The sequence below is a fragment of the Ralstonia sp. RL genome, assembly GCF_001683835.1.
Taxonomy (GTDB): Bacteria; Pseudomonadota; Gammaproteobacteria; order Burkholderiales; family Burkholderiaceae; genus Ralstonia; species Ralstonia mannitolilytica.
Genome location: NZ_LWRX01000059.1, coordinates 15804 through 41810, shown reverse-complemented (window position 1 = coordinate 41810; position 26007 = coordinate 15804). Strand labels below are relative to the sequence as shown.

The 26007-nt window shown below is 66.7% G+C and carries 27 protein-coding genes; 13 read left to right on the top strand and 14 right to left on the bottom strand.

What is annotated here, in order from left to right:
* Positions 1–79: 79 nt before the first annotated feature.
* The 6 genes from A6M56_RS06460 (at position 80) to paaE (ending at position 5473) form a co-directional block, all read left to right on the top strand.
* Entirely contained in the window at positions 80–1525 is a 1446-nt protein-coding gene (locus A6M56_RS06460; protein ID WP_286757920.1) for a DHA2 family efflux MFS transporter permease subunit, read from the top strand.
* A gap of 179 nt (positions 1526–1704) precedes the next feature.
* A complete protein-coding gene (paaA, locus tag A6M56_RS06455; protein WP_045218499.1) occupies positions 1705–2724 on the top strand; it encodes a 1,2-phenylacetyl-CoA epoxidase subunit PaaA in 1020 nt (339 codons plus the stop codon).
* A gap of 10 nt (positions 2725–2734) precedes the next feature.
* The gene (paaB, locus tag A6M56_RS06450) at positions 2735–3022 is read left to right on the top strand and encodes a 1,2-phenylacetyl-CoA epoxidase subunit PaaB (protein ID WP_045218496.1); all 288 of its coding nucleotides are present in this window, start codon (positions 2735–2737) and stop codon (positions 3020–3022) included.
* Between the two features lie 8 nt (positions 3023–3030).
* Positions 3031–3831 (top strand): 1,2-phenylacetyl-CoA epoxidase subunit PaaC, encoded by an 801-nt coding sequence (gene paaC / locus A6M56_RS06445; protein ID WP_045218494.1) that lies wholly within the window; start codon positions 3031–3033, stop codon positions 3829–3831.
* A 23-nt stretch (positions 3832–3854) separates the two neighbouring features.
* Positions 3855–4364, top strand: coding sequence for a 1,2-phenylacetyl-CoA epoxidase subunit PaaD (gene paaD, locus A6M56_RS06440; protein WP_102079296.1), 510 nt, complete (start codon positions 3855–3857; stop codon positions 4362–4364).
* A 14-nt stretch (positions 4365–4378) separates the two neighbouring features.
* Positions 4379–5473, top strand: coding sequence for a 1,2-phenylacetyl-CoA epoxidase subunit PaaE (gene paaE / locus A6M56_RS06435; RefSeq protein WP_045218489.1), 1095 nt, complete (start codon positions 4379–4381; stop codon positions 5471–5473).
* Positions 5474–5594: 121 nt separating this feature from the next.
* On the opposite strand, the gene A6M56_RS06430 is transcribed toward paaE, so the two are convergent.
* From A6M56_RS06430 to A6M56_RS06405, 6 genes are all read right to left on the bottom strand, one after another.
* Entirely contained in the window at positions 5595–6209 is a 615-nt protein-coding gene (locus tag A6M56_RS06430; protein ID WP_102079297.1) for a TetR/AcrR family transcriptional regulator, read from the bottom strand.
* A 64-nt stretch (positions 6210–6273) separates the two neighbouring features.
* Complete coding sequence (locus A6M56_RS06425; protein WP_373271720.1) at positions 6274–6633, bottom strand: alpha/beta hydrolase; 360 nt, start codon at positions 6631–6633, stop codon at positions 6274–6276.
* Between the two features lie 24 nt (positions 6634–6657).
* Positions 6658–7785: an acyltransferase family protein gene (locus A6M56_RS06420; RefSeq protein WP_102079298.1), complete on the bottom strand. Its 1128-nt coding sequence runs from the start codon at positions 7783–7785 to the stop codon at positions 6658–6660.
* Between the two features lie 87 nt (positions 7786–7872).
* On the bottom strand, positions 7873–9156 hold the full coding sequence (locus A6M56_RS06415; protein WP_102079466.1) for an RNA polymerase sigma factor: 1284 nt from the start codon (positions 9154–9156) through the stop codon (positions 7873–7875).
* Positions 9157–9176: 20 nt separating this feature from the next.
* Positions 9177–9608 (bottom strand): YciI family protein, encoded by a 432-nt coding sequence (locus A6M56_RS06410; RefSeq protein WP_045218482.1) that lies wholly within the window; start codon positions 9606–9608, stop codon positions 9177–9179.
* Positions 9609–9742: 134 nt separating this feature from the next.
* A complete protein-coding gene (locus A6M56_RS06405; protein ID WP_045218481.1) occupies positions 9743–10141 on the bottom strand; it encodes a winged helix-turn-helix transcriptional regulator in 399 nt (132 codons plus the stop codon).
* A 150-nt stretch (positions 10142–10291) separates the two neighbouring features.
* On the opposite strand from A6M56_RS06405, the gene A6M56_RS06400 reads away from it, so the two are divergent.
* On the top strand, positions 10292–11299 hold the full coding sequence (locus tag A6M56_RS06400) for a zinc-dependent alcohol dehydrogenase family protein (protein ID WP_045218479.1): 1008 nt from the start codon (positions 10292–10294) through the stop codon (positions 11297–11299).
* A gap of 75 nt (positions 11300–11374) precedes the next feature.
* On the opposite strand, the gene A6M56_RS06395 is transcribed toward A6M56_RS06400, so the two are convergent.
* Together A6M56_RS06395 and A6M56_RS06390 are read right to left on the bottom strand one after the other, a co-directional pair.
* The gene (locus A6M56_RS06395; RefSeq protein WP_045220266.1) at positions 11375–12028 is read right to left on the bottom strand and encodes a GntR family transcriptional regulator; all 654 of its coding nucleotides are present in this window, start codon (positions 12026–12028) and stop codon (positions 11375–11377) included.
* Positions 12029–12484: 456 nt separating this feature from the next.
* Positions 12485–13090 carry a cysteine dioxygenase family protein gene (locus A6M56_RS06390; RefSeq protein WP_102079299.1) on the bottom strand — a complete coding sequence of 202 codons (606 nt, stop codon included), beginning with the start codon at positions 13088–13090 and terminating at the stop codon, positions 12485–12487.
* Between the two features lie 169 nt (positions 13091–13259).
* On the opposite strand from A6M56_RS06390, the gene A6M56_RS06385 reads away from it, so the two are divergent.
* Positions 13260–14885, top strand: a complete 1626-nt coding sequence (locus A6M56_RS06385) for a rhodanese-like domain-containing protein (protein ID WP_286757917.1) — start codon at positions 13260–13262, stop codon at positions 14883–14885.
* Positions 14882–16105 (top strand): cystathionine beta-lyase, encoded by a 1224-nt coding sequence (gene metC, locus A6M56_RS06380; RefSeq protein WP_102079301.1) that lies wholly within the window; start codon positions 14882–14884, stop codon positions 16103–16105. Before A6M56_RS06385 ends, metC begins: the two co-directional genes overlap by 4 nt.
* 11 nt (positions 16106–16116) lie before the next feature.
* Here metC and A6M56_RS06375 read toward each other — a convergent pair whose 3' ends face one another.
* The 5 genes from A6M56_RS06375 to A6M56_RS06355 all read right to left on the bottom strand — a co-directional run bounded on the left by A6M56_RS06375 (position 16117) and on the right by A6M56_RS06355 (position 20532).
* Positions 16117–16980, bottom strand: coding sequence for an amino acid ABC transporter ATP-binding protein (locus tag A6M56_RS06375; RefSeq protein WP_045218471.1), 864 nt, complete (start codon positions 16978–16980; stop codon positions 16117–16119).
* Positions 16967–17650: an amino acid ABC transporter permease gene (locus A6M56_RS06370; RefSeq protein WP_102079302.1), complete on the bottom strand. Its 684-nt coding sequence runs from the start codon at positions 17648–17650 to the stop codon at positions 16967–16969. The genes A6M56_RS06375 and A6M56_RS06370 overlap by 14 nt, the downstream gene beginning before the upstream one ends.
* The gene (locus A6M56_RS06365) at positions 17643–18428 is read right to left on the bottom strand and encodes an amino acid ABC transporter permease (protein WP_045218467.1); all 786 of its coding nucleotides are present in this window, start codon (positions 18426–18428) and stop codon (positions 17643–17645) included. The genes A6M56_RS06370 and A6M56_RS06365 overlap by 8 nt, the downstream gene beginning before the upstream one ends.
* 14 nt (positions 18429–18442) lie before the next feature.
* The gene (locus A6M56_RS06360) at positions 18443–19282 is read right to left on the bottom strand and encodes a transporter substrate-binding domain-containing protein (RefSeq protein WP_062738266.1); all 840 of its coding nucleotides are present in this window, start codon (positions 19280–19282) and stop codon (positions 18443–18445) included.
* A gap of 281 nt (positions 19283–19563) precedes the next feature.
* Positions 19564–20532, bottom strand: a complete 969-nt coding sequence (locus tag A6M56_RS06355) for a hypothetical protein (protein WP_102079303.1) — start codon at positions 20530–20532, stop codon at positions 19564–19566.
* Between the two features lie 479 nt (positions 20533–21011).
* Here A6M56_RS06355 and A6M56_RS06350 point away from each other — a divergent pair, with 479 nt between their 5' ends.
* The 4 genes from A6M56_RS06350 (at position 21012) to A6M56_RS06335 (ending at position 24724) form a co-directional block, all read left to right on the top strand.
* Positions 21012–22604, top strand: coding sequence for an MFS transporter (locus A6M56_RS06350; protein WP_102079304.1), 1593 nt, complete (start codon positions 21012–21014; stop codon positions 22602–22604).
* Positions 22605–22670: 66 nt separating this feature from the next.
* Positions 22671–23156 carry a MarR family winged helix-turn-helix transcriptional regulator gene (locus A6M56_RS06345; protein WP_045218462.1) on the top strand — a complete coding sequence of 162 codons (486 nt, stop codon included), beginning with the start codon at positions 22671–22673 and terminating at the stop codon, positions 23154–23156.
* A 28-nt stretch (positions 23157–23184) separates the two neighbouring features.
* On the top strand, positions 23185–24156 hold the full coding sequence (locus A6M56_RS06340) for a magnesium and cobalt transport protein CorA (protein WP_045218460.1): 972 nt from the start codon (positions 23185–23187) through the stop codon (positions 24154–24156).
* 10 nt (positions 24157–24166) lie between these two features.
* A complete protein-coding gene (locus A6M56_RS06335; RefSeq protein ID WP_045218456.1) occupies positions 24167–24724 on the top strand; it encodes a DNA-3-methyladenine glycosylase I in 558 nt (185 codons plus the stop codon).
* Here the strand turns inward: A6M56_RS06335 and A6M56_RS06330 are convergent.
* A complete protein-coding gene (locus tag A6M56_RS06330) occupies positions 24721–25941 on the bottom strand; it encodes a CynX/NimT family MFS transporter (RefSeq protein WP_102079305.1) in 1221 nt (406 codons plus the stop codon). The two genes, A6M56_RS06335 and A6M56_RS06330, sit on opposite strands and share 4 nt — an antisense overlap.
* Between the last annotated feature and the right edge of the window lie 66 nt (positions 25942–26007).

Below are 26007 nucleotides of genomic sequence, written 5' to 3'. Positions count from 1 at the left end.
TGCGCACTTGCCGCAGACGGCCGCCGCGAGGTGGCCGTTCTTTGTTTGAGACATCCCGATCGCAACGAGGAGTGCATTCATGACGCACGGCATCGACGAACGCAAACGCTGGCTTGCTCTCATCGTGCTCTGCCTGGGCGTGCTGATGATCGTGCTGGATACGACCATCGTCAATGTGGCACTGCCGTCCATCCGGGCGGATCTGGGTTTTACCGAAACGTCGCTGGTGTGGGTCGTCAACGCCTATATGCTGACCTTCGGCGGCTTCCTGCTGCTCGGTGGCCGGCTGGGCGACCTGTTCGGCCATCGCAAGATGTTCCTGCTCGGCATCACGTTGTTCACGCTGGCCTCGGCTGCATGCGGGCTGGCGAATTCGCAAGGTCTGCTCATCACGGCACGCGCGGTGCAAGGGCTGGGCGGGGCCGTGGTGTCGGCGGTGTCGCTGTCGCTCATCATGAACCTGTTCACCTCGCCGGCAGATCGCGCCAAGGCGATGGGGATCTACGGTTTTGTATGCGCCGGCGGCGGCAGCATCGGCGTCCTGCTGGGCGGGCTGCTGACGAGTGCACTGAGCTGGCACTGGATCTTCCTGGTGAACCTGCCGATCGGCGTGGCCGTCTACGCGGCGTGCGTGGCGCTCCTGCCGGCCGGCCGGCCGCTGGCTGACCGCACCAGGCTGGACGTGGCGGGCGCCATTACCGTGACCGCATCGCTGATGCTGGCGGTGTACGCGGTGGTGCACGGCAACGAAGCGGGCTGGACTTCCACGCAAACGCTGACGCAGCTGGGCATTGCCGTGGCATTGATGGCCGCGTTCCTGGTCATCGAATCGCGGGTGTCGCATCCGCTCATGCCGCTGCACATGTTTGCACTGCGCAACGTGGCCACGGCCAATGTGGTGGGCGTGCTGTGGGCGGCTGCAATGTTCGCGTGGTTCTTCATCTCGGCGCTGTACATGCAGCGCGTGCTGGGCTACAGCGCGATGCAGGTCGGGCTGGCGTTCCTGCCGGCCAACGTCATCATGGCGGTGTTCTCGCTGGGGCTGTCGGCCAAGCTGGTGATGCGCTTTGGGATCCGTGCGCCGCTGTCGCTCGGCCTGCTGGTGGCGGCGGTCGGCCTCGTGCTGTTTGCACGCGCGCCGGCCGGCGGCAGCTTTGTGCTCGATGTGCTGCCCGGCATGCTGCTGCTGGGGCTGGGTGCGGGCGTCGCGTTCAACCCTGTGCTGCTGGCCGCCATGAGCGATGTTGCGCCCGACGAATCGGGCCTGGCGTCGGGCGTGGTCAACACGTCGTTCATGATGGGCGGTGCACTGGGCCTGGCCATCCTGGCGAGCCTGGCGGCAGGGCGCACGGATGGGTTGGCCGCGGCCGGCGCGGATGCGGCGACGGCGCTCAATGGCGGCTATCACCTCGCGTTTCTGCTGGGCGCCATTGCGGCGGTGCTGGCGTCTGCATTGGCCGGCGCGTTCGTGCGCACGCGGCCGCATGCCGCGCACGGCGAGGCCTCTTCCGCCGCGTCGATCTAGTCTTCGTCCGCACAAACAGGTTCACCGCATGTCTGTATCAAGGCATGCGGTGAAACCTGTTATTGACCGACCGGTCGGACGGTTTATAATCGATCCAGCCCCAGCGCGGCATCGGATGATGCGTCGTGCACATCCGCGTTCCGGTGTGTGCCCGGCACGCGCGCGGCCCGGAGGATCGCATGTACACCCAAAGCCTGGACCAGCCCGGCGGGCTGCCGACCGAACAGGAACTGGCCAACGTGCCGCAGGACGAGGCTGCGCTGCAGGCGCGCTTCGATGCGCGCATCGGCGCCGACCAGAAAATCGAGCCGCAGGACTGGATGCCTGCGCCATACCGCAAGACGCTGCTGCGGCAGATCTCGCAGCACGCGCATTCGGAAGTGGTGGGCATGCTGCCCGAGGGCAACTGGATCAGCCGCGCGCCGTCGCTCAAGCGCAAGGCCATCCTGCTGGCCAAGGTGCAGGATGAAGCGGGCCATGGCCTGTATCTCTATTCCGCTGCGGAAACGCTCGGCAGCTCGCGCGACGAGATGATCGACGCACTGCACGAGGGCCGCGCGAAATACTCGTCGATCTTCAATTACCCGACGCTGTCATGGGCAGATGTGGGCGTGATCGGCTGGCTGGTTGATGGCGCGGCGATCATGAACCAGGTACCGCTGTGCCGCTGCTCGTACGGCCCCTATGCGCGCGCGATGATCCGCATCTGCAAGGAGGAGTCGTTCCATCAGCGCCAGGGCTTTGAATCGCTGCTGACGATGATGCGCGGCACACAGGCGCAGCGCGACATGGTGCAGGAGGCCGTCAACCGCTGGTGGTTCCCGGTGCTGATGATGTTCGGCCCGCCGGATACCGCCTCGCCCAACAGCGCGCAGACGATGGCCTGGGGCATCAAGCGCATCTCGAACGACGACCTGCGCCAGCGCTTCGTCGATGCCACGGTCGAGCAGGCGCGCGTGCTCGGCGTGACGCTGCCCGACCCAGGGCTCAAATGGAATGAAGCGCGCGGCCACTATGATTTTTCGCCGCTCGACTGGTCCGAATTCAAGCGCGTGCTCGACGGCCACGGCCCATGCAACCGCGAGCGCCTCGCCACGCGCCGGCGTGCACACGAAGAGGGCGAATGGGTGCGAGAGGCCGCGCTCGCCTATGCACGCAAGCAGGCCGAGCGCGCGGCCGCCAACCAGCAAGCCGCCTGAGGAGTACACCATGCATCAACACGAATGGCCGCTGTGGGAAGTGTTCATCCGCAGCAAGCAGGGCCTGGAGCACAAGCACTGCGGGAGCCTGCATGCCGTGGACGCCAAGCAGGCGCTGCAGATGGCGCGCGATGTGTATACGCGCCGGCAGGAAGGCATCTCGATCTGGGTCGTGCCGTCGTCTGCCATCACCGCGAGCGAGCCTGACGACAAGCCGATGCTGTTCGACCCGATGGCCGACAAGATCTACCGGCATCCGACGTTCTATCGGCTGCCCGATGAAGTCAACCACATGTGAGCGGCGCGATGAGTTCTGACGCGCATCTGCAATACATCCTTCGCCTTGCTGACAACGCGCTCATCCTTGGCCAGCGCAATGCGGAGTGGACGGGTCACGGGCCTGTGCTGGAAGAAGACATCGCCTTGTCCAACCTCAGCCTCGACCTGATTGGCCAAGCGCGGCTGCTGTACACGCACGCGGGGCAGCTCGAAGGCGCGCTGACCGGCCAGCCTCGCACGGAAGACGACTACGCCTACTGGCGCGCCGAGCAGGCCTTTCGCAACTACACGCTGCTCGAGCTGCCGCATGCCGGACCGATGGTGGCAACGTCGTCGGCCGCGCGCGACTATGCCGTTACGATCGTCCGCCACTTCCTGTATGCCGCGCTGATGGTACCGATGTGGCAGGCGCTTACGGCGTCGTCCGACAGCGAGCTGGCCGCGATTGCCGCCAAGTCGGTCAAGGAGATGCGCTACCACCTCGCCCACACGCGCGACTGGCTCGTGCGCTTTGGCGACGGCACCGAGACATCGCATGCGCGCGCGCAGGCCGCGCTCGACTGGCTGATGCCGTACACCAACGAGTTCTTTGCCACCGACGCGGTGGAGGACGCCGTAGCGGACGCTGGCATCGGGGTACGGCCCGCCGACCTGCGCGACACATGGGAGGCGACGGTGCGCGATGCAGTGGACGAGGCCAGGCTCGCGTGGCCGGAGTCCGGCCCGTACGTCAGCACGGGCAAGCAGGGAGTGCATTCCGAACACATGGGCTACCTGCTGGCCGAGATGCAAGGGCTCGCTCGCCAGTTCCCGGGGGCATCGTGGTAGCGCAACCGAGCGCTTCTGCTGACATGGACGCACGGCTGCGCCGCGCGCGGGCCGCCTTGGAAGCCGTGACGGACCCGGAAATCCCGGTGATCACGATCGCCGAACTCGGCATCCTGCGCGATGTGCAGGTCGACGAAAGCGGGACGTTGGTCGCAACGATCACGCCCACGTATTCCGGGTGCCCCGCGATGGACCAGATTGCCGATGACGTCGGCCATGCGCTCCAGGCAGCGGACGTGGGCCCGTATCGCGTGCGTTCGGTCCTGTCACCGGCGTGGACCACCGACTGGATGACCGCGCAAGGGCGGCGCAAGCTGCGCGAATTCGGGATCGCCCCGCCCATGCATTGGGCGGGTGCGGGCGATGCGCGCGCCATCCACCTCGTACGGCCGGCCCACGCCGAGCACGTGCCCTGCCCGCAATGCGGATCGCAGGACACGGTGCTCGTGTCCGCTTTCGGCTCGACCGCGTGCAAGGCGCTATACCGCTGCCGCGCCTGCCGCGAGCCGTTCGATTACTTCAAGCCGTACTGAGCCGAGCGACCGCCATGACTCCGCAATTCCACCCGCTGCGCGTTGCCGAGGTGCGCAGCGAGACTGCCGACACGATCTCCGTGCGCTTCGATGTGCCGGAGCCTCTGCGTGACGCCTATCGGTTCAAGCAAGGGCAGTTTCTGACGCTGCGTGTGCCGCCGGGGCAGTTGCCGGGGCAGGACGAGCTGCGCCGCTCGTATTCGATCTGCTGCGCGGTGCAGGACTATGACCAGCACGGCGAGCTGCGCGTGGCCGTCAAGCGCGTCGATGCGGGTGTGTTCTCCAACCATCTGCACGACCGCATCCGTGTGGGGCAGAGCCTCGACGTGCTGCCGCCCGATGGACGCTTCTATGTGCCGCTGGCTCCCGAGAACGCGCGGCACTACGTCGCCTTTGCAGCGGGCAGCGGCATCACCCCGATCCTCTCGCTCATCAAGACCACGCTGGCTGCCGAGCCGCAAAGCCGCTTCACGCTGGTCTACGGCAATCGCAGCGTCGACAGCATCATCTTTGGCGAGGCACTGGAAGACCTGAAAGACCGCTACCTCGATCGGTTCGCGCTGTACCACGTGCTGTCGCGCCAGGCGCAGGAGATTGCGCTGTTCAACGGCCGGCTCGATGGCGCCAAGACGCATGCGTTCCTCGATGCGCTGATCCCGCCGGACGACATCGATGCCGCCTTCATCTGCGGCCCGTCAACGATGATCGATGCGGTGGAAGCCGCGCTGCTCGAGCGCGGCGTGCCGCGCGAGCGCGTGCATGCGGAGCGCTTTGGCGTGCCGGTGGGCGATGCTTCTGCCAAGCCGCGCAAGCACGCCGCCGTGGGGGGCGATGTGGCATTGACGGTTGTGCTCGACGGCAAATCGCATGAGGTGCCGATGGCGGGCGACGCCAAGGTACTCGACAGCGCGTTGAGCGCGGGGCTCGATCTGCCTTATGCCTGCAAGGGCGGGGTGTGCTGTACGTGCCGCGCCAAGGTGCTCGAAGGGCGCGTGGAGATGGAAAAGAACTTCACGCTGGAAGACTGGGAAATCCAGCAGGGCTTTGTGCTGACCTGCCAGGCGCGGCCGCTGACGCAGCGTGTGGTGGTCAGCTACGACGAGCGCTAGGCGCGGCAGACAACACTGCCGCGGTGACGCGTGCCGACGCCGACGGTCCAACCGGTACCGAGTGCTCGTTACTGCGGGAGGCGCAACGACGCCATGGCCGGTTTGCTTGCGGCTCTGAAGCTCACGGTCGCGTCTTGCCGCCCAGGCCGTTCTCGAGCATGTCGATGACCATCTCGGCATAGCCTTCGTAGGAGAGCGGCCCGTCGGGTTTGAGCCAGGTGAACGTCCAGTTCATCATGCCGAACAGCATCATGGTGATGGGCGTGCGGTTGGCGTCGTCCACCTTGTCCGGGTACGCCGCGCCGAGTTGCCGCCCCACGGCGGCCACGACGTCGCGTTCGCGTGAGAGCACGATGTCGCGCTGCTCGGGCGAGAGGTATTTCACATCGTTGAGCAAGGCCACGTGCCGCGTGCGCGAGGTCGCGTATTCGGCCAGGAACGTGCGCACCAGCAGGTGCAGCGTGGCGCGCGCCGACAGCTTGGCGTGGCGCGCATCGCTCTTTGCGCGTTCGACGAGATCCACCAGCCGGCGCGTGTAGCGATCGAGCAGATCGAACAGGATCGCTTCCTTGCCCTCGTAGTAGTGGTACAGGCGCGACTTCGATCCGCCGCACGCCGCGGCAAGCTGGTTCATCGACACGCTCGGGTAGCTGTCGGCCGCGAAGGCCTCGGCGGCGGTGTCGAGCACGCTTTCGCGGCGCAGTTCGAATTCGTCTTCGTTCTTGACGCGGGACATGTGTGGCGGCACATCGGTTGGATGGCCGCCATGTTAACCGGGCGCGTTGCCGCGTGTCGATGCATTAGACCGTTTCCTGCACCGCGAGGAAATCCAGCACGGCTTCCAGGAAGGCATCCGGCTGTTCCACGTTGGCAAGGTGGACGGTGTCCAGCACGCGCAGTTGCGCGCCGGGGATGGCTGCCGCGATTTCCTCGCCATGCTGCAAGGAGGTAACCGTGTCGTGCCGGCCCGCGATGACGAGCGTCGGATGCGTGATCAGCGTGATCGTGCGGCGCAGGTCGGCATCGCGCACCGCCGCCCAGCCGCCGAGGATGCCCTCGCGCGGGGTGGCCAGCAGCGTGCGGCGGAACGGCGCCACGGCGGGGTCGTTCGCTTCCAGCAGGCGGGCGGGAAACCAGTTGCGCGACGGCGGATGATGCAAGCGCCGGCAGCTTGAGGACGCCGCTCAGGGCCTCTGCATGCCGAGGCGCGCGCGCCACGCCTGGCGGCGGCCGCGCATCCATTCCACCGTGCGGCGGCCCAGCGCAATGGACGGCTGTTCGACGTAACGATGCAGCAGCGCAGCCAGCGCCACCGTGAGGCCGAGATTGATGGCAAAGAGCATCAGCTGCGTGCCGATCCACTCCGGTGCCAGTACGCCCACCACGCGGTGCGTGGACTCGATGACGCTTGGATGCACGAGATACAGCGCATAGGAAATCTCACCAAGCCAGACGGCCATGCGCGGTACGCGCAGTGTGCCGCAGTGCTCCATTGCCACCATGCCGACGAGCAGCGCGCCGGCGGGGAGTCCCCGTCCAACCAGGTCGAACTTGGGAACGGGCCCGATCACCGACAGCACGAAGGTGGCCACACCCAAGACCATCAGCACACGAGCCAGCGCGGGCGTCAGCCGATGCCGATGCGCCGCATACAGCCACCCCAGTCCCGCGCCGAGCAGGAACTCGAGCACCAGCGGGTTGGCCGCCATGGCCTGCAGCGGCGTGGCCCAGTCATACAGCGCTTCCGGGTTGCGTTGCACGAGACCGTCGTGCCAGAACGGCATGATGACCGTGGTCGTGAACAACCCGAGCGCGACGACGGCAAGCGCGCGCCGGCCGAACAGCGCCAGCCCCACCGCGCACAGTGCGTAGAAGAAGACTTCGTAGTTAAGCGACCAGCCGACATACAGCGCCGGATAGCCGAAATACGGCGCGTCCGTGTTGGCTTGGGGCAGGAACGCCAGTGACGTCAACAACACGCCTGTCGAGACCGGGTTCAGCCATGTCGAGTGGAGCACCGACATCAGCCAGTAAGGCGGCACAAGCCGGAACGCCCGCTTCACCAGGAACTCGCCGGGCGGCTCGGGCCCCTTCGGGCCCAGGATGGCGACCCAGGCGATGATGAAGCCGCTGATGACGAAGAACACGTCCACGCCGACATGCCCACGCTTGATCACGTGCGTGGTGAGCCACGCCAGTGCAGGAATGTCGGCATGGGCGAGGGCGAGGCCCGAGTGGAATACCACCACGTAGAGGGCGGCAAAGCCCCGCAGCGCCTGGATGCTGAGGAGAGACGACGTTGAACGGTTCACGCACGATGGACGACCTTGCGCAACCGAGGTTCCGCAGCCGTCTCGTTGTCGAAACTCAACCTGCCGAGCAAGCGACGTGCCGACCGCTCAACCGATACGGCCGCAGCGGGCCGCACGCTCCAGCAGCAGCGCGCGCTCCTGCCCATTGCGGGCGAGGGCGGCGGCACGTTCGTACTCCGCGCGGGCCTCGTCCAGCCGGTCAAGACGCGCAAGAAGATCTGCGCGCACGCTGGGCAGCAGGTGATAGCCGCGCAGGGCTGGTTCCGTCAGCAGCGTATCGGCAATCTCGAGCCCTGCCGCTGGGCCATAGGCCATGGCGACGGCCACAGCGCGATTCAGTTCCACGACCGGAGACGGCGTGAGCTGGGCGAGCGCATCGTACAGCGCGGCAATGCGCATCCAGTCGGTCTGGTCGGCAGTGCGTGCGCTGGCATGGCATGCCGCGATGGCGGCCTGCAAGCCGTACGACCCCAGCCCCTTGCCGCACGCCTGCGCTTGGGCCAGTGCCGCAAAGCCGCGCCGGACGAGCAGGTAGTCCCACCGGCTGCGGTCCTGATCCATGAGCAGGATCGGTCGGCCGCCCGGTCCTACGCGTGCACGCAGCCGCGAGGCCTGCAGTTCCATCAAGGCCAGCAGGCCGTGCACTTCCGGCTCGTTGGGCATGAGCCCGGCCAGGATGCGGCCCAGGCGCTGCGCTTCTTCGCACAGGGTGGGGCGCGTCCAGTCGTCGCCGGCGGTAGCGGCATAGCCTTCGTTGAAGATGAGATAGACGACCTGCAGCACGGCCGAAAGCCGCTCCGGCAACTGGCCCGCCTCGGGCAGCTCGAACGGCACGCGCGCGGCGGACAGCGTCTTCTTCGCACGCACGATGCGTTGTGCGATGGTGGGCTCCGGCACCAGGAAGGCGCGGGCGATCTCATCGGTTGTCAGGCGGCCCAACATGCGCAGCGTGAGCGCCACGCGACCCTCGTGCGGCAGCACCGGATGGCACGCGATGAAGAGCAGGCGCAGCAGGTCGTCGCCGACGGCCTCGTCGCGCGCGGTTTCGGCATCGGCATGGGCCAGTTCCTGCTCGACCTCCAGCTCGATGGCGAGCAGTGCACGCTTCTGCTCGGCAAGCGTGTGATGGCGCAGCCGGTCGATGGCGCGGTGCTTGGCAGTGGCCGTGAGCCACGCCGCCGGGTTATCCGGAATGCCCGATGCCGGCCATTGTTCGAGCGCGGCAACGAGCGCATCCTGCGCCAGCTCTTCGGCCAGGCCCACATCGCGCAGCAGCCGCGCGAGCCCGGCGATGATCCTGGCCGACTCGATGCGCCACACCGCCTCGATGGTGCGGTGGATGGCCTGCGATGCCTGCGTTGAGTCGGCCATGGACGGCATGCGGGACGGGCTTACGGCTGCTTCGCTGCGAGCTCCGCGCGCAGGCGTTCTTCACGCTCGCGCGCTTCCGGCGTGAACTCCGCACCAAAATCTTCCGCCTCGAAAACGCGCCGCACTTCGAGGCGCACATTGCCGCCGCCGTCGAGCCCGGGCCAGCGCTTGACCCATTCGAGCGCTTCTTCTTCCGACTTCACCTGCAGCATCGTGTAGCCGGCGATGAGCTCCTTGGCCTCGGCAAACGGGCCGTCGATGACGGTCGGCTTGCCGCCGCGGAACTCCACGCGCGCGCCGCGCGAACTTGGGTGCAGGCCTTCGCCGCCCAGCAGCACGCCGGCCTTGGCGAGCTCTTCCATGTAGTTGCCCATGGCGTTGAGCAGTTCTTCGCTGGGCATCACGCCGGCTTCGGTGTCCTTGTCGGCCATTCGCAGGACCATGAATCGCATGGGGTTCTCCTTGGGGGTTGGGTCGGGAGGAGGCGCGAGCGTTTCGCGCCCCTACCTGCACGTCGAATGAAGGGTGGCCGGAATCGACACGTCCCGTTGTCAAAAGTGTAACGAGATGTAAATGGCGGGCGGTGTCACTGCCGCAAGGCGGCGGCCGTTGCGGCCGGGGAGCCGGTGGCGCATGGTGCCGGGGCCGCGTCGCCCAGCTCGTTGGCGCGATAGGACTCGCCCCATTCCCGCAGGCTGATGAGCACGGGCGCCAGCGATTCGCCGAGCGGCGTCAGGGCGTATTCCACCTTGGGCGGCACCTGCGGATAGACGTGCCGCTCGATCACGCCGTCGGCCTCCAGTTCGCGCAACTGCAGCGTGAGCATGCGCTGCGTGGCATTGGGGATGAGCCGCGTCAGCTCCATGAAGCGCTTCTTTCCCGGCAGCAGGTGAAACAGGATCACCGGCTTCCACACGCCACCGATCACGGAAAGGGTGACTTCGACCGCGCAGCCGCTCTTGCCATCCAGACGTTTCAGACGCATGAGTTGATACCTACAAAAATGATAGTACTGGTCAAAATTGTGCGTTCTTGCGAGCTTCGATGTACGCCACGACAATGCCTGCATCGCAGCCGTTGCGCAAGTGTTTGCAAGGCTGTCGTCTGCCAACCGTTCTGCTGAGGACCCTTCACCATGAAAGGCATCACCCTGCGCCAGCCCGCTGGCCTCGACCAACTTCAATACGTCGATTTGCCCGATCCAGGCCAGCCCCGCGCCGGAGAAATCCGCGTGCGTGTGCACGCCAGCTCCCTGAACTTTCACGACCTGGGCGTCGTGACCGGCAAGATGCCGAGCGCCGACGGCCGCATCCCGATGTCCGACGGCGCCGGCGTGGTCGAGGCGGTCGGCGAGGGCGTCGAGGAATTTGCCGTGGGCGATTCGGTGGTGTCCACGTTCTTCCCGACGTGGCTGGACGGCGGCCCCACCATCAGCGATTTCCAGACGGTGCCCGGCGACGGCGTGGACGGGTACGCACGCGAATACGTCGTCCGCCCCGCGCACTGGTTCACCCACGCCCCGCGCGGCTACACCCACGCAGAAGCCGCCACACTGACCACCGCCGGGCTCACCGCGTGGCGGGCGCTGGTCGTCGACGCGCGGCTGAAGGCGGGCGACACCGTACTGGTGCTCGGTACGGGCGGCGTGTCGATCTTCGCGCTGCAGTTTGCCAAGCTGATGGGCGCCAGCGTGATCGCAACGTCGTCGTCGGATGAAAAGCTCGAGCGCGTGCGCGCACTCGGCGCAGACCACACGATCAACTATCGGCGCGATACCGACTGGGCCGCCAAGGTGCTCGAATACACCAACGGCCGTGGCGTCGATCAGGTGATCGAAGTCGGCGGGCCGGATACGCTGGCGCAATCCATCCAGGCGTGCCGCACGGGGGGCCACATCTCATTGATCGGGGTGCTGACCGGCATTGCCGGCCCGGTGCCGACGGTCGAGCTGATGCGCCGCCACCAGACGCTGCAGGGCCTGATCGTGGGCAGCCGCAGCCAGCAGCGCGACATGGTCCGCGCGATTGAGGCCACGGGGATGAAGCCCGTGATCGACCGCACGTTCGCGCTGCCGGACATTGGCGAGGCGTTTGCGCATCAGGCCGCCGGCAAGCATTTCGGCAAGCTTTGCCTGTCGATCTGAACGTGGGGTTGGTGGCGTGCCCGCCCCACAGCGGAGGTGCCGGGCCCAGACCATTGGGCCGGGCACATACCCGCGCTAGACCGTGAAGAACTCCGGACGCTGGCGGCGCGTGATTTCAAGCACGGGAAGCACGCGGTCCAGATGCTCGCGCATGGCGCGCACGGCCTGCTTCGGGTTGCTCGAGGCCAGCGCGTCGATCACGGCGCGGTGCTCCGCGAGCACCTCGCTCATGCGCCCTTCCAGCGGAAGCGTCAGCAACCGGTAGCGGTCGATCTGCGTCTTGACGTCCAGGATGATCTGCCACACACCGGGGTAACCCGACAGCTCGGCCAGCGTGGCGTGAAACGCTTCGTCGGTGCGGAAGAAACCGCGGCGGTTGCCTTCTCGCGCGCATTGGGCCTGGCGCTCGAGCACGACGTTGAGCTTGTGGATGCCCTCGGGCGTCATGCGCTCGGCTGCCTTCTCGATGATGGCGGCCTCCAGCGCGCTACGCACGAGCATGGCTTCTTCGAGCGTATTGAGCGGGATGCGCGAGACGAACGTACCGACGCGCGCCTGGACATCGATGAGCCCCTCTTCAGCGAGCCGCTGCACAGCCTCGTGAACGGGCGTGCGGCTGGTGCCGAACTCTTCCGCCAGCGCTTTCTCGACGATGCGCGTGCCCGGCAGCAGTTCCATCTCGACGATGCGCTCGCGCAGGCTCAGATACACGCGGCGGGACGCGGTCATGGTGGCCGGATCCTCAGACGGCGAGGGGCGTTGGCGCGAAGTCATATGGCTCGCAACAGGATTCGGGGTGGCAAGGGAAAGGTCGGCAACGCACTGCCTGAGGCTGTCGGCATGGGCCGGTCCGATGGCGTTGCGGGCATCATGATAGCGGCAAAGCTCACGCGCCCGAATGGAAGGCAGACAGGTGCAGCGTGTGCAAACCGTGCCCGGCAGGCCGGGCGCTCAGCACCGGTGGACCATGCCGATGGGGTGCCGAAGATGGCCTGGGCAGCGCACCTGCAGTAGCCCCGGCGGTGTACTGCATGCTGGTGTTAGACACCGCAACGTCGAACTGCGGCGGGGGCGTGTGCGAACCCGGCGCCGCCGACGGGTAGCCAGCGTTGAGGGCCGATGCGGGCACTCGAAACCCAATGCGTCAGCGGCGGCTTCAATACCGCTACGGAGCTCGGACCGCGCTCAGGCTGCCTGCCTGGTCGCGCTCATGTAGTTGCGGTTGTAGTTCAGCACACGCCCGGTGGCGAGATCGAAACCGATGCGGCCCGTGAGTGTTTCGAGGGCGCGGCCGTACAGGTGGAAGTGCCGGGTCGGAGTGTTGCCGACGACGTGGATGCTGTGGATGTCGTCGTCCAGGAAGGTGATGGGCGTGCCCGGCTGCACCACCACCTCGCGCGCCAGGCTCAGCGTGGCCCGTTCCGGATCACGGCCGTCATCGGTGCGCGTGTAGACGCGGTTCAGCTCTTCGCCTTCCAGCGCGACGATCACCGCCCATGTGGTGTGGTTGTGCGGTGGCGTCGCCTTGCCGGGGTTGATGGAGTTCAGGTACAGCGCGAAAGTCTTGTCCGCCTCTTCATGCAGGAGGTAGCGGCTGGAGGCATCGGCATCGTCCGCAGGGGGCGGCGGAAAGGCGTCGAACGGAAACAGCGACTCCTGCGCGGCCAGTTCCTGGAGCCGCTCTGCAATGCGTGCAAGCGATGCGCGCGTGATGCCGTCCTGCGCTGCTATCGCACGGACGGCGACGAGGGTTTGACGGATGGCGTGGTCGCGTTGCTCGGCGAGGCTCATGGCAGATCAGGTCAGAGGAAAGACACCGGAGTGTAGAACGCTGAACCGGCGCCACCAACGCATGATCCTGCATATGGATAGATGCATCGCTTCGTTCTCGCGTGCGTGCCGGCGTGCCTACCATGGCTGCCTCCAGCAACCGCAGAATACGCATCCACGCGAGGCCCGCATGTCCGTTCCATCCATCCACGCCACCACGCTCAAGACTTGGTTGCATGACGGTGCCGAGATCGCGCTGTTCGACGTGCGCGAAGCCGGCGAGTTTGGTGAAGGGCACCTGTTTCTGGCCACGCCCGTGCCCTACAGCCGGCTGGAGGTGGAAGCCGTGCGGCTGGCACCCCGGCGCGCCGTGCGCCTCGTCGTGACCGATGCCGATGGCGGCGCCCTCGCCACACTGGCTGCGCGGCGCCTGACCGATCTCGGTTACACCAGCGTGCACGTGCTGGAAGGCGGCAATGCGGCTTGGCAGGCCGCGGGGGATGCGCTGTTCCAGGGTGTCAACGTGCCGTCCAAGACGTTCGGCGAGCTCGCGGAACTGGCTTACCAGACGCCGCATATCACGGCGGGCGAGCTCGCCGCCTGGCAACGTGAACACAAGCGGCACATCTTGCTCGATGGGCGCACCGTCGCCGAATACCGCCGCATGACGATTCCCGGTGCGGTGTCGTGCCCGAACGGTGAACTGGCGCTGCGTGCGCCTGCGCTCATCCCGGATGACGACACGCCCGTCGTCGTCAATTGCGCGGGCCGCACGCGCAGCATCATCGGTGCGCAGACGCTGCGCAACCTCGGCCTGCGCAATCCGATCTATGCCCTGGAAAACGGTACGCAGGGCTGGCAGCTGCATGGCCTCGCGCTCGAGCACGGCGCAGACCGTCGCTACCCCGACACGATCGACGTGCCTGCGCGCCGCCGTGCGCAGGAAGCCGTCAGCGAGCTGTCGCGCCGGTTTGCCGTACCCAGCGTCACCGCCGCCGATGTCCGGGCCGAGCGGCAGCGCGACGCGCGCACGGTCTTCCTGCTCGATGTGCGCCCTGCCGAGGCGTTTGCACGCGGCAGCCTTCCAGGGGCGGTGCATGCGCCGGGCGGCCAGCTGCTGCAGGCGACGGACCAATACGTTGGCGTGCGCGGGGCTCGGCTGATCGTCTTCGACGACGATGGCATCCGCGCGCCGGTGATCGTCAGCTGGCTGCGGCAGATGGGCCACGATGCCGTCGTGCTCGACGGTGGCCTGAGCGAGGCGAATGCCGCCGCACTCGTGCAAAGCGACGCGGCGTGGCAGCCGCCCGCGCTCTCTGGCATCGCTGCCGCAGCGCTGCACAATGGCCTCCCGCATGGGCAGACGCAGGTGTTCGATCTGCGCAGCAGCGCGGCCTATCGCGCGGGCCACATCCCCGGCGCACGCTGGGCGACACGGCGCCAGTTGGCTGGTGTGCGTGGCGTGCATGTGGTGCTCGTCGATGACGATCCCGCTGTCAGCGCGCTGGCCGCGGTGGACGTGCGCGAGCACGGCGCCGCGTCCGTGCAGCGCCTGGATGGCGGCATCCCTGCCTGGCACGCCGCCGGATATCCGCTCGAAGCCACGCCCGCAATGCCGACCGACCCCGAGCGCATCGATTACCTCTTCTTCGTGCACGACCGCCACGACGGCAATCTCGAGGCGGCGCGCGGCTACCTGGCCTGGGAAGTCGGCCTCGTGGCGCAACTCGATGCGCTGGAACGCGCCGCCTTCAAGCCCGGCTTGCCCGCGCACGCGCGTGCCGCATCCGAAGCCAACGAAGTGGAGGCCCAATGACGCACGACGTCCGCCAAGCCTCCGGAGCGCTGGCCACCCGCATCGTCCACGCAGGCAGTCCGCCGTTTGTGAATGGCACCGCGCCTGTCAACGTGCCTGTCGAGCGCACGAGCACCGTGCGCCATGCCAGCACGGCGGCCCAGCACGATGTGCATGCGCGCCGCAAGGCCGGCGAGAACGTCGCAAGCTACGGCCGCCATGGCTCACAGACGCACCGCGCCCTGGAAGACGCATTGCTGGCGCTTGAAGGCGGCGTGCGCGCGTTCCTGGTGCCCTCCGGCCTGTCAGCGATTTCGCTGACCTTTCTCGCGCTGCTTTCGCCCGGCGACCACGTCATCGTGACGGATAGCATCTACGCCCCCGTGCGACGGCTCGATGCGGCGCTGTTGCAGCGGCTTGGCATCGAGCTGTCGTACGTGGACCTGGCTGACGGACAGCTCGAAGCGGCCATCCGGCCGCATACGCGGCTGATCTATACGGAATCGCCCGGGTCACTGCTGTACGAAATCTATGACCTGCCCGCCATTGCGAGCGTGGCGCGGCGCCATGACATTGTGCTGGCGACGGACAACACCTGGGCGTCGGGCATCCTGTTTCGTCCGCTGGATGCAGGGGCGGATATTTCTGTGCTGGCCGCCACCAAGTACGTGGCGGGGCATTCTGATGTGATGCTGGGCGCGGTCATCGCCCGCACGGATGCCGTGGCCGCACGCATAGCAGCCGCGCACGATGTGCTCGGCCTCACCATCGGGGCAGACGACGCCTACCTCGCCCTGCGCGGCGTGCGTACGCTGCCCGTGCGCATGGCGCAGCACCAGCACAATGCCACGCGCGTCGCCCGCTGGCTGCAATCGCAGCCCGGTGTCGGCCGGGTGTATTACCCCGCGCTGCCGGATGACCCGGGCCACGCGCTGTGGAAGCGCGATTTCAAGGGCGCGAACGGCCTGGTTTCGTTCGTGCTCGAAGGTGCCGACGTGCAGGCAGCCGAGCACGTAGCCGATGCGCTGCGCTTGTTCGCCATTGGCGCATCGTGGGGCGGCTACGAAAGCCTCGTCACCGTCGTGGCACCGGAGCGTCTGGATGACCACGCGCAGTGGAACCGGGCCGGCGCCGTGCTCCGCCTGCACGTCGGGCTGGAAGACGCGGACGATCTGATAGCCGATCTGGCGCAGGCGTTGCAGCGCGTGCCTGCGGCGGCGTTGCATGCCATTGGTGGGTGAGTTTCAGGCGGTCAGACCGCAAACGCCGCGCTGCTGAAGGCGGCGTGCCACGGTGCGTGCGGGGCCGGCGCTGCACCGGCATGCCCGGACAGCGCACGCCGCAGGAACGCACGCGTGCGTCCGCTGGCCGGGGACGCGAACAACTGTGCCGCAGGCCCGCGCTCCACCACCACGCCGTGTTCTGTGAATACCACCTCATCACTGATCGCGCGCGCGAAGGCCATCTCGTGCGTGACGAGCACGCAGGTGAGCCCATCGTCTACCAGCGCTTCGATCACGTTGAGCACTTCGCCCACGGTTTCGGGGTCGAGCGCGGACGTGACTTCATCAAACAGGATCAGCTCCGGGCGCATCGCCAACGCACGCGCAATCGCCACGCGCTGCTGCTGGCCGCCGGAGAGCTGGCCAGGGTAGGCGCGGGCCTTGTCGGCCAGGCCCACCTTGCTGAGCAGCGCGTGCGCGTCGGACTCCGCCTCCTGGCGGCTGCGGCCGAGCACGCGCACGGGCGCTGCGGTGAGGTTGTCCAGCACGCTCAGATGCGGAAACAGGTTGTACTGCTGGAACACGAAACCAATGCGCTTGCGCAGGGCAGTCGTTTCGGCTTCCGTGGCAAGCTGGTCAACGCGAATGCCATCCACCGCGATGCTGCCGCGCTGTGGGCGCAGCAATCCGCTGATGCAGCGCAGGAGCGTCGACTTGCCCGACCCCGACGGGCCGATGATGGACACGGCCTGGCCTCGCCGAACATCGAGATCGATACCGCGCAGGACGTGCGTGGTGCCGAAGCTCAGGTGCACGTCGCGCAATGCGACCAGTGGCCCGGCGGCGTAGGCATCGGGCGACGCGTCGAGAGGCAGGAGATCAGGCGACGACATGGGCGCGCTCCAGGCGCCGGGTCAGGCGCGAAATGGGGTAGCAGTAAACGAAGAACAGGGCGAGCACGGTGAAATACGTCAGCACCGTAAACGGCGTGCGGTTGACGGTGTTGCTCGCGATCTGCGCGGTGTCGAGCAGGTCGTGAACGCCCACCAGCGACGCCATTGCCGTGCCCATGGTGATGACCGCATACAGGTTCATCCACGAGGGCAGCATGCGGCGCACGCATTGCGGCAGCACGATGCGCCAGAGGATGTCGCGGCGCGTGAAGGCGAGCGATGCGGCTGCCTCCCATTGCGTGGACGGAATGGAGAGCACCGCGCCCCGGAAGATCTCGGCCACGTGTGCGCTGGCGGGCAACGCGAGCGCCAGCGTCACCTTGAACCAGTCGGGAAACGGCACGACATGGCCGCGCACGACAACCTCGAATGGCACGGCATACGCAATCCCGTAGACCAGCACAAGCCACGGCGCATTGCGAAAGGCCACAACGTAGGTCCCGGCCACGCGTTGCCAGCCGCGTGCGGGCGACAGATGCAGCGCGCCCACCGCAAGCCCCGCCAGCGAACCGAGGCCAACCGCCAGCACGCTGATGCCGATGTTGATGCTCAGTCCGCGCAGCAGGGCGGGTGACCAGTGCAGCAAGGTCGCAAACAGGCTCTCAGGCATGCGCGGCTCCTGCGATGGCCTTGGCCTGGCCGGCTGTGCCGTAACCCGGCATGCGCAGGCGCCGTTCCAGCCACAGCCCGATGGCGTGCACGGCATAGGTGACCACGCCGTAGAACAGCAGCAACAGCACCATGCATTCGAGCACGTTGTCACGTTGCGTCCAGATCATCAGCGCGCTGTAGGTGAGGTCGCCCACCGCGATGGCCGATGCCAGCGATGACGCTTTCACCAGCTCCACCGTGTTGTTCATCAGCGAGGGCAGTGCGGCGCGAAACGCCAGCGGAAGCTGCACGCGCCACAGCCGTTCCCGCGCGCTGAAGCCGAGCGACGCGGCGGCTTCGAGCATGGCGGGCGGCACGGCTTCGATGCCGGCGCGCAGTGCTTCTGCGTGGAAGGCTGCCTTGTGCAGCGAGAGCAGCGTTACCGCCCAGAAGAACGGCGTGAGCGGATTGGTCAACTGCCACTGCGCCAACGCCTGCGTGATGAGCGTGTTGACGACCAGGAACGCGCAGCACAACTGCACCAGCGTGGGCGTGTTGCGCGTGAGTTCGACAAAGCCCTGCGCAAGCCGCGTCACACGCCTGTGCGGCGACACCAGCAGGCGTGCCAGCCCCACGCCAAAGACAAGGCTCAGCACCACGGTGCTCAACATCACCAGCAGCGACGTCTTCGCACCCTGCAGGAGCGAGTTGCGCTCGTAGGCTTCAGCCAGGAACCCGTAGTCGAGGCCGGTGTGGCGGACCAGCGCAATCGCGCGCAGAAGCAGGTCGTCGGTCAACGGCAGATCCTCGGTCAGCTGCGATTGGCGCGCAGCTTGTCATGCCACTCCACCAGCGCGGGCGAGGGCGGCTGGATGCCATGCTTCTTCTCGGTTTCGATCAGCCAGCCGGTGCGGTGCCAGCCCTGCACGATGCGATCGAGCGCGGCCACCGTGTCGTTCTCGCCCTTGCGTGCCCAGATGACGGTGGGCGCGGGAATGAGGTCGGGGCCGACGACGCGGTAGTCCTTCCATTCCGGGTTGGTGCGCGGCAGCGGCTGCAGCAGCGTAGCGTCGTGTACGGCCGCGGCGCAGTTGTTGCCGCGCAGGGCCAGGAGCGATTCGGCGGGGCTCTTGAAGCCCTTGGGCGTGGCGCCGATGTCGGCGGCCAGCGGCTTGGTGTAGCTGCTGCCTTGCGACAGGCACACGTCCTTGCCCTTGAGGTCGCTCCACTGGTGCACGGGGCTGTCTTTAGGGACGAGCGCCACGCCACCCACGCGGTAGTAGGGCGTCGGCACGTGCGCCAGAAGTTCCGCGCGTTCCGCATTCAGTTCCATCGATGCCACGAGCACATCGACGCGCCCCTGCTGCAGAAACTGCACGCGGTTGGACGGCTGCACCTGCACGGTCTCGACTTCGACGCCCAGCCCGCGCCCCAGCGCCTGTGCGAGGTCAACGTTGAAGCCGGTCGCCCGCTGCGTGGCGGGGTCGATGGAGCCAAACGGGCCGCCTGACAGCACGACGCCCACCACCAGCTTCTTGCGCTGCTGGATCTTGTCGAGCGTGGCATCGGCATGGGCCGTAGCGGCCACCAGCAGTGAGGCGGCAGCCACCGCGGCTGAAAAAAAACGGAACCCAGCAGAACGAGCGGACATTGCATGCAGCCCATGGTTTTGGAGGCAGCCATTGTCGAAGAAGCCCATCGTGCGGGGAACGAATAAAAACTGGAAACGTTATGCGCTCCTGATGCCTTCGCGCCGCGTGTGCGAGCGTTGTTCCATATTTCCAGTCCGCGCGCGCAGAAGACCATGTCATTTCCTTCGTTGGCGCATACGGACGATTCTTCAATACTCGGCAGTCGCATCCGATGATGGCGTTGCCGTAGTGGCTCGCCGTCCGCTGCGTGGCCAATCCGATAGCGCGTCCAGGCTAGCCTTCAGTTCTGCGTCAGCGGATTCAGCGTTGTGCAGAGGAACCCACTGCAGTTGCTGGCCTTGAAGTAGTAGGACGCCGACGTGCCGATCATGAGGTCCCCAAGGTATGCGTTGCTTTGCGCGCCAAGGTCGTTCAGTTGCTGGATGTACGCTGCGCTCGCCGTCTGCATGGTCGCCGGCTGGTACGTGAACGAGGACGATTGCGTCTGATCCTTGACGTAGACCCACGCGGAGTCGGTGCCGAACCCCAGCGCCCCCTTGGCACGGTAGCCATTGGCACCTTCGCTGTTCGCCTGCGCAATGAAATCGCTCGACGTTGCCGGCAGCGTCAACGCATGGTAGGTGTAGGTCGCGTTCGAGGCATTGTCCTTCATGTACAGGCTCGTGCTCCCCGAGCCCAGCATGATCGGGCCGACCAGCCAGTAGCCCGAGTGTCCTTGCCCGTTGGCCTGCGTGAGGAACGCGGCCTGGCTTGCTGGCCAGGCCAGGGCAGCGTAGGTATAGGTCGCAGACGACCCACCGTCCTTGCGATACAGGTTTCCATACGTCAGCGGACCTTCAAAGCGATAGCCGCGCGCGCCCTCCGCATTGGCCTGCGCGAGGAAGGCCGACGCGCTGCTCTGTGCGCCAGCCAGTTCGTACGTGTACGTTTGCGCGGTGCCGTCGTTGACGAAGACCGAAGTCGTCGTGGTCCCCGATGCGTTGAACCGATCGCTCAGGTAGCGGAAGCCTTTTGCGCCTTCGCTGTTCAGGAGCGCCAGGAAACTCGCCGCATCTGCAGCGGGCGACAGGGCTTCATAGCGCAGCGTCAGCGTGCTCCCGCCGTTGGAGCCCGAGCCTGTACCCGGTCCATTTCCAGTGCCCGTGCCCGTTCCCGTGTTCGGGCCGGTCGAAGCCGTTGAGGAGTCGTCACCGCCGCCACAGGCAGTGAGTACAACACAAGTCATTGCGATCAGCGCTGCGGTTTTCATGAGCTCACCTGGGAAAAATGCAAACGGAAACGTGCGTGCACGGGCCCGCCGTGCGCGGGGCGATTGGCAATCAAGCCGTGCGACCTGCCTTCAACCGATGATGGGCTGCCTCCGCCGGGGTGGGCGACTGACATACGCCGACGCCGCTTGCGAGTGCAGCCGCGAAATAACTATACCGGTCTATCTCATTTCAAATGGTGAGCGTTTGGTAACAGACGCAGTCTCATTGGATATGCGCGAGAACAGGCGTCCGGAGGGTGGGACTTTCGCAGTACTGCGTGGACGAAAGGGGCGCCGTTCGTCGTACCAGTCAGGATTTGGCTGATGCGTGCGCGGGAATACGACCCGCTTCACATACGCTTTTGCAGCGGACTCTTGTTTCACCCCGATCAACGGCCAGCAGGCGAAACGCAATTTCGCTACACTATTGATTGACGAAGCAATCGTTGATGCATCATTTGTATCCTGCCCCTGCTGCCATGGCCGTCCATACCGCGCTCCCGCACTCGCATACCCAGGTCCTGCCGTTCAAGGAATCGCTGCTGGCGATGATCGGCATCTGCTTTGTTGTCGTTCTGGTGGCGTTCGACCAGACCGTGGTCGGCACCGCCCTGCCGACGGTGGTGGCGGAACTGAAGGGGTTTGAACTGTATGCGTGGGTGGCCACGTCGTACCTGCTCACCTCCGTGGTGACGGTGCCGATCTTCGGGCGGCTGGGGGATTTCTACGGGCGCAAGCCTTTCGTCATCGCATCGATCGTGGTCTTCACGCTGGCGTCGGTCATGTGCGGCATGGCGGGCAGCATGTCGTTCCTGGTGTGGTCGCGGGCGCTGCAAGGCGTGGGTGGCGGCATGCTCGTTGGCACGGCCTACGCCTGTATCCCGGACCTCTTTCCCGATGCGCGCGTACGATTGCGCTGGCAGGTCATGCTCAGTGCGTCGTTCGGCATTGCCAACGCCATCGGCCCGACGCTGGGCGGATGGATGACGCAGGCGTTCGGCTGGCGCTCGGTGTTCTACGTCAACATTCCGTTTGGTGTGCTGGGGCTGTGGTTTGCGTGGCGCTTCTTGCCGCATCTGCGCCAGAACGCGCACACCGGGCGCGTCCGGCTGGATTGGCAAGGCGCACTGCTGATTACGGTGGCGCTCGGCGCGCTGCAGCTGTTCGTCGAGTGGTTGCCGCGGCACGGCCTGTCATTGCCGATGCTGGGCTGGCTGGCGTTGTCGGCCGCGGCTTTTGCGGGGCTGTGGTGGTGGGAGCAGCGTGCCGAGCAGCCGCTGCTGCCGTCCGACATGGTGCGCAATCCCGCGCTCGCTGCGCTGTTCGTGCTCGCACTGCTGTCGGGGTTTTCGATGTTCGCGGTGCTCTTCTATGCGCCGCTGCTGTTCCAGGGCGGCTTCGGCATGTCGCCGCAGGAGGCCGGGCTGGTGATTACGCCGCTGGTCGTCTGCATCACGCTGGGCAGCATCATCAACGGGCGCATCGTCACGCGCATCCCTAAGCCGAATGCCATGCTGTATGCCGGCTTCGCGTTGTTGACCGCGGCGTTGGCCGGCATGTCGCTGTCCTCGAGGGACATGCCGCACGCGGTGCTTACGCTGCTGATGCTGCTGGCGGGGCTGGGCCTCGGCTTCGTGCTGCCCAACCTCACCGTGTTTGCGCAGCAGACGGCGGGGCGCGCACACCTGGGTATCGCGACCGCGCTGCTGCAATCGCTTCGCATGGTCGGCGGGATGGTCGGGACGGCGCTGGTCGGCACGCTGGTGACCGAACGCTATGCCGCCGGCGTTCGCGATGCGCTGAGCGCCGACAACGCAACGCACTGGCTGCGCCCGTTGGCCGACCCGGAGATCCTCATCGATCAGGAGGCGCAGGCCGCCCTGCTTGCGCACCTGCATGCCGCCGGCCACGATGGTGCGGCGCTGCTCGAGGCTGCGCGCCACGTGCTGGTGGGCGCCATCCACATCGGCCTTGTGGCAGCCACGGTGGCGGCGCTCGTGGGCCTGTGGCGGGTACGGCGCGTGCCGCCGGTGGTGCTCCATCACGTCGAACCGGTGCAACACACAGACTAGCCCGAGTACGCCACACCGGCCGACAGCGGTTAGCATGCGGGGTTTCAGCACTTTCACGCTTGATCCATGACCTCTGAACGCGAACGCTTCGCCGTCATGCACCAGTTTGGCCGGACCTACCGCGCCTTCATGGCCGCTTTCGAGGCGCATGTCGGCCAGCCGATGCCGCGCTGGCGCATCCTGCTCGCGCTGCACGACCACACCGGTGGCGGCATGGCCCAGAAGCAGCTGGCCGAGCGCCTGCAGATGGACCCCGGCGCGCTGACGCGCCAGCTCAAGGTGCTCGAGCAGCTCGGCTGGATCGAACGCACCACCGATGCCCGCGACAACCGCCTGACCAACGTATCTCTGTCCGACGCCGGTCTGGCCGTCGTGCTCGACTGCATGCCGCGACGCATCGCCTTCATCAATGCCACGCTCGACGGGCTGCCCGACGATCTCGTCCACGCGCTGTCCGAAGCGCTGGCGCAGATCGAAGCGCGCATCGCAGAGGTGCCCTTGCTGCCGGGCACGTCCGCTTCCAAGACCGCCAGTCAGCCAGAAGACCGATAACGCGCGCAGAATGCGCCCGGAGACAACCATGTCCATGGTGATCAACAGCGCGCTGTACCGCAACGGCAAGCGCGAGCGCGATCTTTCCGTCGAAGCCATCAGCGACGTCCTGCACACGCCGGGCTCGTTTGTCTGGCTCGGCCTGCACGAGCCGGACGACGCGATGCTCAAGCGCGTGCAGGAAGAGTTCGGCCTGCACGACCTCGCCATTGAGGACGCCCGCAACGCGCACCAGCGCCCCAAGCTCGAAACGTACGGCGACACGCTGTTCATCGTGCTCAACACCGCGCAGATGGACGACGGCAACGTCGTCTTTGGCGAGACGCACCTGTTTGTCGGGCGCGATTTTCTTGTCTCGGTGCGGCATGGACCGTCGGCGTCGTATTCACCGGTGCGCGAGCGCTGCGAACGCACGCCGCAACTGCTCGCCAAGGGCGCGCCGTTTGCGCTGTATGCAGTGATGGACTTCGTGGTCGACAACTATCAGCCCGTGCTGCATCGCATGCAGGACGAGTTCGAGCAGATCGAAAGCCAGATCTTTGGCGATACGTTCGACCGCGGGGCCATCGAGCGGCTTTATACGCTCAAGCGCCAGCTCCTGCGGCTGCGCAACGCCGCGCTGCCGGTGGAAGACATCGCCGGGCAACTCATCCGCCTGCACGAAGAGGTGGTCCCGAAGGAATTGCGCGCCTACTTCCGTGACATTGCCGACCATGCACACCGCGTGGTGGGCGCGCTCGACGTGATCCGCGAAATGCTGACCACGGCCATCTCCGTGAACGTCGCGCTGGTGTCGGTCACGCAGAACGACATCGTCAAGCGGCTGGCGGGGTGGGGCGCTATCCTTGCCATCCCGACCGTGGTGTTCAGCAACTACGGCATGAACTTCAAGGGCATGCCGGAGCTGGAGCACCCCGCCGGCTACCCGATCGTGCTGGCATGTACGGCCGCCGCCTGCGTGTGGCTGTATCGCAAGCTGCGCAGGTCCGGCTGGATCTAGGAGACAAGAGATGGCGCGTTGCTGCTGGGTTGGCGAAGACCCGCTGATGATCGAGTACCACGACACTGAATGGGGCTCACCTTCGCACGATGATCGTCACCTCTACGAGATGCTCGTGCTCGAAGGCGCCCAGGCCGGGTTGTCGTGGCAGACCATTCTGCGCAAGCGGGCGCGCTACCAGGAAGTGTTCGAGGGGTTTGACCCGGCGCGCGTCGCGCGTTTCACGCCCGCGCGCATCGAGAAGCTGCTGGCAGACCCGGGCATCGTCCGCAACCGGGCCAAGGTGGAAGGCGCCGTCGTCAACGCGCGCAAGGTGCTGGAGCTGCAGGAAGAAGCGGGTTCGCTCGATGCGTTCCTGTGGGCATTCGTCGATGGCAAGACCATCGTCAACCGCTGGGACAGCTACCGCGACGCCCCCGCCGCCACCGATGTCTCCAAGGCGATGAGCAAGGCGCTGGTGGCGCGCGGCTTCAAGTTTGTCGGCCCTACCATCTGCTATGCCTTCATGCAGGCCACGGGCATGGTGGACGACCACGAAGCCGGCTGTTTCCGCGCCGGCAAGCGCTAGCTGGACCGCTCGGCGTGCAGCGTGCGGTTGCGTCCGGCCAGCATGCCCGCCACGATGGACGCCAGCGCAATCGCGCTGAACAGCCAGCCCATCACGGCCCAGTTGCCGGTCAGGTCGTGCAGCACACCCATGAGGTACGGGCCGGCTGCCGCCATCGTATAGCCGATGCCCTGCGTCATGGCCGACAGGCTGGCTGCCACGCGCGCATCGGCCGAGCGCAGCACGATCAATGAAAGCGCCACGCTGAAGTTGCCGCCCTGACCGAGGCCCAGCAGCACCGCCCACCACCACAGCGTGGACAGCGGCGCATAGAGGCAGCCGAGCAGGCCCGCCCAGCACATCAGCATCATCAGCAGCACGGCCGGGCGCTGGTCGCGGCCGAGCCGCGCTACGAACGGGCCGCCCAGCGCGGTGATGAGCTGCATCAGGATCGACACCGCCACCACAACGCCTGATTGCACCGCAGACAGCCCCCGGTCCTGCAGGATCACGGGCAGCCATCCGAACACGCAGTACGCGAGCGACGATTGCAGACCCATGTGCAGCGTCACCTGCCAGGCAATCGGCTTGTTCCACAGCGAGACGCGTTCGAGGCGCGTGGCGGCGTGCTTGCCATGCGCATGCCGCATGTGCGGCCACCAGCCGATGAAAGCCAGCAACGCGGGCAGCGCCCAGAACGCGAGCGCCGGCTGCCAGCCGCCAAGCCATGCCGACAGCGGCGCCGTCGCGCCGGCGGCAACGGCCGCACCGAAGCACAGCGCCATCGTATAGACGCCGGTCATCAGGTCGGCCTGGCGGCCGAAATCGCGTTTGACGATGCCCGGCAGCAGAATGCCGGTCACGCCGATGCACGCGCCTGCCGCCAGCGTGCCGATGAAGAGCGGCGCGACACCCCCCGCGCTGCGCAACGCAATGCCCGCTGCCAGTGCGACGAGCAGGCCGCCAACGGCACGTTCCGCACCGAAGCGCCGCGCGAGCACCGCTGCGGCCGGCGCGAAGAGTCCCAGGCACAGCACCGGCAGCGTCGTCAGCAGACCCGCCGTGGCGCCCGACAGCCCCGTGCCGGCCGTCACCTGCTTGAGCACCGGCGACAGGCTCGACAGCGCCGGCCGCAGGTTCACGCCCACCAGCACCAGGCCGATCACCAGGAGGATCAGCGCGCCGGTCGAGCGGCGTTCAGCGTGCGGGGTGGCAGACGAGGACGGTGTGGAGGACATGGTAGGGCGGGGCGTCGAGGCAGGGTGCCGATTGTAAGCAAGGCCCTGGATTGGTGCATGCCTGCG